The organism is Janthinobacterium sp. NKUCC08_JDC (assembly GCF_019345575.1).
In the GTDB taxonomy this organism is placed as follows: domain Bacteria; phylum Pseudomonadota; class Gammaproteobacteria; order Burkholderiales; family Burkholderiaceae_D; genus Janthinobacterium; species Janthinobacterium aestuarii.
The window spans coordinates 831,326-838,178 of record NZ_JAHKQW010000002.1; the positions used below are offsets into that span (position 1 = coordinate 831,326).

The following is a 6,853-nucleotide window of genomic DNA, read 5'->3' on the forward strand; positions in this document are numbered from 1 at the left end:
CATTCTGACGAGCAATTGCTCTATGCTACTAATGCGATGCTATCGGGCGCCGCGCTTCCATGCAAGCGCTTTCAACAGTATTCGAGCGGCAACTCTAAGGGTATTTTATGCTGCAATGCAGCATGATAAATACACTGTTGCAGGATCGTCTGGCTCGGCGTACGGGACAATCTTTACGGGTCAGGGGCTGGACAATTGTTCCAGCGCACGCCTGCGCTCAGGCTTGTTCATCTGGGCCATTGTGTGCACTGCAGCATAAAAAGCACGAAAGTTCTTTTTTTCTTCCAGCAATTTTCTGAAGGCCGGCAAAAATTCATTGTAGGTAGACACGGAAGCCAGGTGTGCATTGCTCAATGGCTGCTCGAACCAGCGGTCGTAACCGGCAAAGCCACCCCAGTTTTGCTTGAGTACCTGATATGCATCTTGCAATGCCGCAAACACCTGCGCCTTGCGCGCGCGCTTCTCCGCATCGCTGGCGCCGCTCGCATACACGGCTTCCAGTTCGCCCCGGTATGTCAACAGCAGGGCCAAAAAATCCTGGCGCCGCGCCGCATACTGGTCGTACGCGGCGCGCATCGCGTCATTACCCTCGCGCGCCAGCCAGCGCCGCACGCCTGCCTCTTCCACGGCACTGGCAAACGACTCGTTGAAGGCCGAATCGCCGGGCACGTACACCACCTGGTGCGCCAGTTCATGGAAGATCAGGCGCGCCAGTTCCGCATCGTTGTAATTGATAAAGGTCGACAGCAAGGGATCGTCGAACCAGCCCAGCGTGGAATACGCGGGCACGCCGCCCACCTGCACGTCGTAATGCTGGGCCCGCAGTTCGGCGGCATACGCGAGCGCCTCGTCCTTGCTGTAATAACCGCGGTAATTGACGCAGCCGGCGATGGGAAAACACCATTGCAGCGGCTGCAGCGACAGTTCCGGCGTGGCCACCACGTTCCACAGCACGAAGGGGCGCCGCAGGGAGGCGTAGTTCTTGTAGCTGCCATTGTCCGGCAAATCCAGCTCGCTGACGGCAAAGCGGCGAATCTGCTGCGCCTTGGCCAGGCGCACTTTCAGGCGCGGCTCGGTGGCAGGGTCATCGAGCCAGTCACCGATCGGGCGCGAGCCGGACCACAGCGCATATTGCCCCTGCGCCGCCTGCGTGTAGTAGCGCAGCTGCGTGCAGCCGCCCAGCGGCAGGCACAGCATGCCGACAAGCAAGCGGGCCGGCCAGCGCGCCATGGTCAGCCAGCCTTTTCCACTTCGACCAGCGTATCGTAGAAGGTCGGCGCGCGGCCCATGTCCGTCAGGCGCTGGCTCGTCACTTCATTGGCGTTCTTGCCGTCGCTGGCCAGTTTCTTCCACCATACGGACAAGCCCACCACCAGGCCGCGTCTGGCCTTGTCCGTCACCCTGGCCTTGGCCACGAAGCTGCCGCGGTCGTTGAAGATGCGTACCATGTCGCCAGCCGCAATGCCGCGCGCGGCGCAATCGTCGGGATGGATGTCAAGGTGCGGCTCGCCTTCGGCCGCGCGCAGGCTTTTCACGTTCACAAAGGTGGAGTTGAGGAAGTTGCGTGCCGGCGGGGAAATCATGGCCAGCGGATAACGGGCCGCCAGCGCGGGATTGCTGGCCAGCGATTCGTGCGGCGCGATATACGTCGGCAGGGGATCGAGTCCCGCCTGCGCCATGGCGCTCGAATACAACTCGCATTTGCCCGATGGCGTGGGGAAACCACCGTGGGCAAATGGCGCCTCGGCCATGGCCAGCTTTTGCCAGCCCGTGCGTTTCAGCGATTCCCAGTCGAAATGCACGGCGCGCGCATCGGTCGTGTCGAATGCCTTGGCTGCCAGCGCATCGTCGCTTTCCTGGAAGCACGGGTCATCAAAGCCCATGTGCTGCGCCAGCAAACGGAAGATTTCCGTATTCGCCTTCGCTTCGCCCAGCGGCGCCACGGCCGCGTTGTTCGCCATCATGTACAGGTGGCCGTAGGTGGAATGCGCATCGACGTGCTCCAGCTGCGTGGTAGCCGGCAACACGATGTCGGCGTAATCGACGGTATCGGTCTGGAAATGCTCGAGCACGACCGTAAACAAATCCTCGCGGGCGAAACCCTGCGCCACTTTCGAGGAATCGGGCGCCACCGCCAGCGGGTTCGAGTTGTAGACGATCACGGCTTCGACTTGCGGGCCGAACTCGGCGGAACTTTCTTTCAATAAATCGTCGCCGATGGTGCTCATGTTGATCGTGCGTGGCGTGCCTTTCAATAAATCCGGGCGCTGCAAAGCCTTGCGGTTGACGGGGAAGGAACCCGAGCTCGACAACTGCATGCCGCCGGCAGGATGGCGCCAGGCGCCCGTCAGCGCGGGCAGGCAGGCGATATTGCGCACGGCCATGCCGCCGCCATGCACGCGCTGCACGCCGTAGTTGGCGCGGATGGCGGCGCCCTCGCCAGAGCGGCATGCCTGGCCGTACAGGCGCGCCAGTTCCACCACTTCCGTGGCCGTGATGCCGCACACCTCGGCCACGCGCTCGGGCGGCCATTCCAGGGCCCGCTGTTTCAGTTCCGCATAGCCGATGGTGTACTGCGCGATATAGTCGTGATCGACCAGGTCTTCCGTGATCAGCACATGCATCAAGCCCAGCGCCAGGGCCGCATCGGTACCCGGCAGCAAGGCGATATGCTGGTGGCATTTTTCGGCCGTCAGCGAGCGGTAGGGATCGATGGCGATCAGGGTCGCGCCATTGCGCTTGGCCTCTTGGGCGCGCATCCAGAAGTGCAGGTTCGAGGCGATCGGGTTGCCGCCCCAGATGATGATCAATTTCGCGTTCTGGAACTGCTCCATATCGGTGCCGATGCTGGCGCCCACCGTGTAGCGGTAGCCCGTGGCACCGGCCGAGGCGCAGATGGTGCGGTCCAGCAGGGAAGCGCCGAGCTGGTTGAAGAAGCGCGAGGACATCGATTCACCCTGCACCAGGCCCATGGTGCCGCAGTAGCTGTAAGGCAAGATCGCCTGCGGATCGCGCGCGGCGATCGGTTTCAAGCGGGCGGCGATGGTCTGCAGCGCTTCTTCCCAGCTGATGCGTTCGAACTTGCCTTCGCCCTTCTTGCCCACGCGGCGCAGCGGATGCAGCAGCCGGTCCGCATGGTAGGTGCGCTCCGTGAAGCGCGACACCTTTGTGCACAGCACGCCAGCCGTGGTCGGATGGTCGGGATCGCCCTTGACGGCCGTGGCCACCCCATCGGTCACGGTGACCAGCAAGGCGCAGGTATCGGGGCAATCGAGCGGGCAGGCGGCGCGCACTTGGGTGGTGGTCATGGGGCAATCCAAAAACGTTGGGGGAAGGCGATACTGTAAACCATTCCGCGCGCTTGCTGTTGGCGCCGTGGCAAGCACGTCCGTGCGCTGGATTTACCCGGCAAACAAGGGCTACAATGCACTATTAGCCGCGCCTGTTTTCGATCAAGCAAGCGCGGTCCGGCGCGCCATACATTGCTGCGTGCCAGCATCCACAGGAGAGTCCCATGAAACTAGTTGATCCGATCTTGGCGTTTCAATCCGAGCTGCAAGGTATCCGACGCGACCTGCACGCGCATCCCGAGCTGTGCTACGAAGAACAGCGCACCTCGGACGTGGTCGCCGCCAAGCTGACGGAATGGGGCATCCCCGTGGTACGCGGCCTGGGCCGCACCGGCGTGGTCGGCATCATCAAAAATGGCACGTCGACACGCGCCATCGGCCTGCGCGCCGACATGGATGCCTTGCCGATGCAGGAAATGAATACCTTCGAGCATGCTTCACGCCACCCGGGCAAGATGCACGCCTGCGGCCACGATGGCCATACAGCCATGCTGCTGGGCGCCGCCCATTACCTGGCGCAGCACCGGAACTTTGATGGCACGGTCTACCTGGTTTTCCAGCCAGCGGAAGAAGGCGGCGCCGGCGCGCGCGAAATGATCGAAGACGGCTTGTTTACCCGCTTTCCCATGGATGCCATCTACGGCATGCACAACTGGCCAGGCGCCGAAACGGGCACCCTGAGCGTGGTGGAAGGGCCCATGATGGCGTCCAGCAATGAATTCCACGTCACCGTCAAAGGCAAGGGCGCCCATGCGGCCCAGCCCCACAAGGGCATCGACCCCGTCATGGTGGCCGTGCAAATCGCGCAAAGCTGGCAAACCGTCATCACGCGCAACAAGAGTCCGCTCGACACGGCCGTGCTGTCGATCACGCAAATCCATGCGGGAAGCGCCACCAATGTGATTCCCGATGACGCCAGCCTGGTCGGTACCGTGCGCACTTTCACCAAGCCCGTGCTGGACTTGATCGAAGAGCGCATGCGCGAGATCGCCGTGCACACGGCCGCCGCCTTTGGCGCGGAAGTCGATTTCCACTTCAAGCGCAACTATCCGCCGCTGGTCAACCATGCGAAAGAAACGGCGTTTGCCGTCGAAGTGATGAAAAGCGTGGTGGGCGCCGACAAGGTCAACGCGAATGTCGAACCGACCATGGGCGCGGAAGATTTTTCTTTCTTCCTGCAGGAAAAAGCCGGCTGCTACATCTTCATCGGCAATGGCGACGGCGAGCACCGCGATGGCGGCCACGGCCTGGGCCCGTGCGTCTTGCACAATGGCAGCTACGACTTTAACGACAATCTGCTGCCGATCGGCGCCAGTTTCTGGGTCAAGCTGGCCGAAGCGAGCCTGCCCATCGCTTGAATCAGCTCAGTTGATCCGGACCGGTGCCCAGGCGCTGGCCCGGATTCAACGCTTCCAGGGCCAGCAAGGCGGCCGCGTGATCGGCCGTCGGGTGGGTGCCGGCGAGGGCTTCATAGCGCTGCGTCACCAGTTGCGTCACCGGCAAAGTCACGTGCGCTGCTTCGGCCGCCGCAAGGATGTTGTGCATATCCTTGATCTGGCTTTTCACCTGGCCGCCAGCAACAAAATTGCGTTCCAACATGCGCTGGCCATGCACCTCCAGAATCTTGCTCGAGGCAAAACCACCGCGGATAGCCGCCCGTACGGCGCTCGCATCGGCGCCCGCCGCTTGGGCCAGCAACAGCGCTTCAGCCACGATATTCAAGGTGGCGCCGACGATCAGCTGATTGCACAGCTTGGCCACCTGTCCACTGCCGGCCGGCCCCACCAGGGTCGGGCGTCCCATGGCTGACAGAATCGTTTCAACCTTCGTGTAATCGCTGGCGCTGGCGCCGGCCATGATGGCCAGGGTACCTGCCTGCGCCCCACCGACGCCACCGGACACGGGCGCATCGATGAAGCCATGCCCCGCAGCGTGCAAAATGGCATGAAATTGCTGGGCTTCCGATTGCTTGGTGGAACTCATGTCGATCCAGAGCGCACCAGTGGACAAGGCCGGCAACGCCTCTTGCAGCACCTGCGCCACGATAGGGCCAGCTTCCAGCATCGAGATGACGACGTCCGCCCCGTTGACGGCCTCAGCCACTGAAACGGCCGGCTGCGCCCCTGCCGCACGCAGGACTTGGGCCTTGCTGTGCGTGCGATTCCAAATTGTGACAGAATATCCAGCGCGCAGCAGGCACCGGACCATCGGCCCTCCCATTAGGCCAATACCGAGAAATGCGATTTTTGTAGACAATGTCAATTCAACCTCTGAGATCAAACAGGTGGCGGGAGTAGTGTGCAAAACTAGGTGCCTGCGCTAACAAGACAAGCCTGACGGCCAATTTTACGATGAAAGTCTCTATGTCCTTCAAGAAGAATCTCCTCAAATCCATCGCCGCTGTTGCCGCGCTGATGGCGGCTAACGCCGGCTTTGCCGCCGACGACAAACTGATCGACTCCGTCTACGGCGAATATGCCAAGGGCGTGAAGGTACAAATGGTACGCGCCGGCGTGACCTCGAACTGGGATAAAGCCTGGTTTGTATCGAATGGCACGCAGCTGAGCGGTTACTGGGATGCCAGCATCGGCGGCTGGGATGCCAAGAGCTATCAGAATGTCTCAGGCCAGCATCAAAAGCTGTGGGACCTGGGTTTTACTCCCGTGTTCCGCTTTGAAAATACGAACAAGCTGGGTTTTTATGCGGAAGCCGGCATCGGCGTGCACATGCTGTCGAAACTGTACAACAACGACGATGACCGCCTGTCGACCCACTTCCAGTTCGGCGACCATATCGGCGTCGGCTATGTCTTCAATAACAAGTGGGAAGTCGCTGCGAAGATCCAGCATTTCTCGAACGGCGGCTACAAGAAACCAAATAGCGGCGTCAATTACATGAACGTCAAAGTCGCTTATCACTTTTAATGAAGGTGATAAATGACAAAGGCAGCGCGTAGCGCTGCCTTTTTTTCGTTTGTCACTTGGCTGCCGACTTGTCGGATTACGCTACGCTAATCCGACCTACCCGCCATCCAATAAACGTAGGTCGGCTTAGCGCTGCGCGCGTAAGCCGACAAACACCCGCGGCGCCCAACAAAACCACCAGACGTAAAAAAACCCCAACCGGATCACCGGAAGGGGTTTTTTCGAATAACAAGCCTGACGATAACCTACTTTCACACTGGTTGCAGCACTATCATCGGCGCAAAGTTGTTTCACGGTCCTGTTCGGGATGGGAAGGGGTGGGACCAACTTGCTATGGTCATCAGGCATAACTTGTACTGGCATTTGTCCTCGATGGAGCGACAAAGCCTGAATCTGGAAGAAGCAAAGATTGGGGTAATGACTGGTAGTATCAACACACACGCAACGTTGTACCGTCTTATCCTCTGTACCTGCTAAGGTTATAGGGACAAGCCGTACGGGCAATTAGTACTGGTTAGCTTAATGCATTACTGCACTTCCACACCCAGCCTATCAACGTCCTGGTCTCGAACGACCCTT

At 60.5% G+C, this 6,853-nt stretch carries 5 protein-coding genes and 2 rRNA genes; 2 read left to right on the forward strand and 5 right to left on the reverse strand.

The window, feature by feature from the left end:
* Positions 1–180: 180 nt before the first annotated feature.
* Together KO538_RS09730 and KO538_RS09735 are read right to left on the reverse strand one after the other, a co-directional pair.
* The gene (locus KO538_RS09730; RefSeq protein ID WP_219328128.1) at positions 181–1,230 is read right to left on the reverse strand and encodes an aminopeptidase; all 1,050 of its coding nucleotides are present in this window, start codon (positions 1,228–1,230) and stop codon (positions 181–183) included.
* Between the two features lie 2 nt (positions 1,231–1,232).
* A complete protein-coding gene (locus KO538_RS09735; protein ID WP_219328129.1) occupies positions 1,233–3,308 on the reverse strand; it encodes a molybdopterin-dependent oxidoreductase in 2,076 nt (691 codons plus the stop codon).
* 206 nt (positions 3,309–3,514) lie between these two features.
* Between KO538_RS09735 and KO538_RS09740 the strand changes: the two genes are divergently transcribed.
* On the forward strand, positions 3,515–4,708 hold the full coding sequence (locus KO538_RS09740; protein ID WP_219328130.1) for a M20 aminoacylase family protein: 1,194 nt from the start codon (positions 3,515–3,517) through the stop codon (positions 4,706–4,708).
* 1 nt (position 4,709) lies between these two features.
* Here KO538_RS09740 and KO538_RS09745 read toward each other — a convergent pair whose 3' ends face one another.
* Positions 4,710–5,606 (reverse strand): NAD(P)-dependent oxidoreductase, encoded by an 897-nt coding sequence (locus tag KO538_RS09745; protein WP_257620251.1) that lies wholly within the window; start codon positions 5,604–5,606, stop codon positions 4,710–4,712.
* A gap of 107 nt (positions 5,607–5,713) precedes the next feature.
* Between KO538_RS09745 and KO538_RS09750 the strand changes: the two genes are divergently transcribed.
* Positions 5,714–6,274: an acyloxyacyl hydrolase gene (locus KO538_RS09750; protein ID WP_034745449.1), complete on the forward strand. Its 561-nt coding sequence runs from the start codon at positions 5,714–5,716 to the stop codon at positions 6,272–6,274.
* A gap of 232 nt (positions 6,275–6,506) precedes the next feature.
* Here the strand turns inward: KO538_RS09750 and rrf are convergent.
* Positions 6,507–6,619, reverse strand: a 5S ribosomal RNA gene (rrf, locus tag KO538_RS09755).
* A gap of 138 nt (positions 6,620–6,757) precedes the next feature.
* A 23S ribosomal RNA gene (locus KO538_RS09760) occupies positions 6,758–6,853 on the reverse strand; the annotation flags it as partial.

Coding starts and splice junctions, on each gene's coding strand:
- KO538_RS09730 (WP_219328128.1), bottom strand. CDS start 1,230: ATGGCGCGCTGGCCGGCCCGCTTGCTTGTCGGCATGCTGTGCCTGCCG.
- KO538_RS09735 (WP_219328129.1), bottom strand. CDS start 3,308: ATGACCACCACCCAAGTGCGCGCCGCCTGCCCGCTCGATTGCCCCGAT.
- KO538_RS09740 (WP_219328130.1), top strand. CDS start 3,515: ATGAAACTAGTTGATCCGATCTTGGCGTTTCAATCCGAGCTGCAAGGT.
- KO538_RS09750 (WP_034745449.1), top strand. CDS start 5,714: ATGTCCTTCAAGAAGAATCTCCTCAAATCCATCGCCGCTGTTGCCGCG.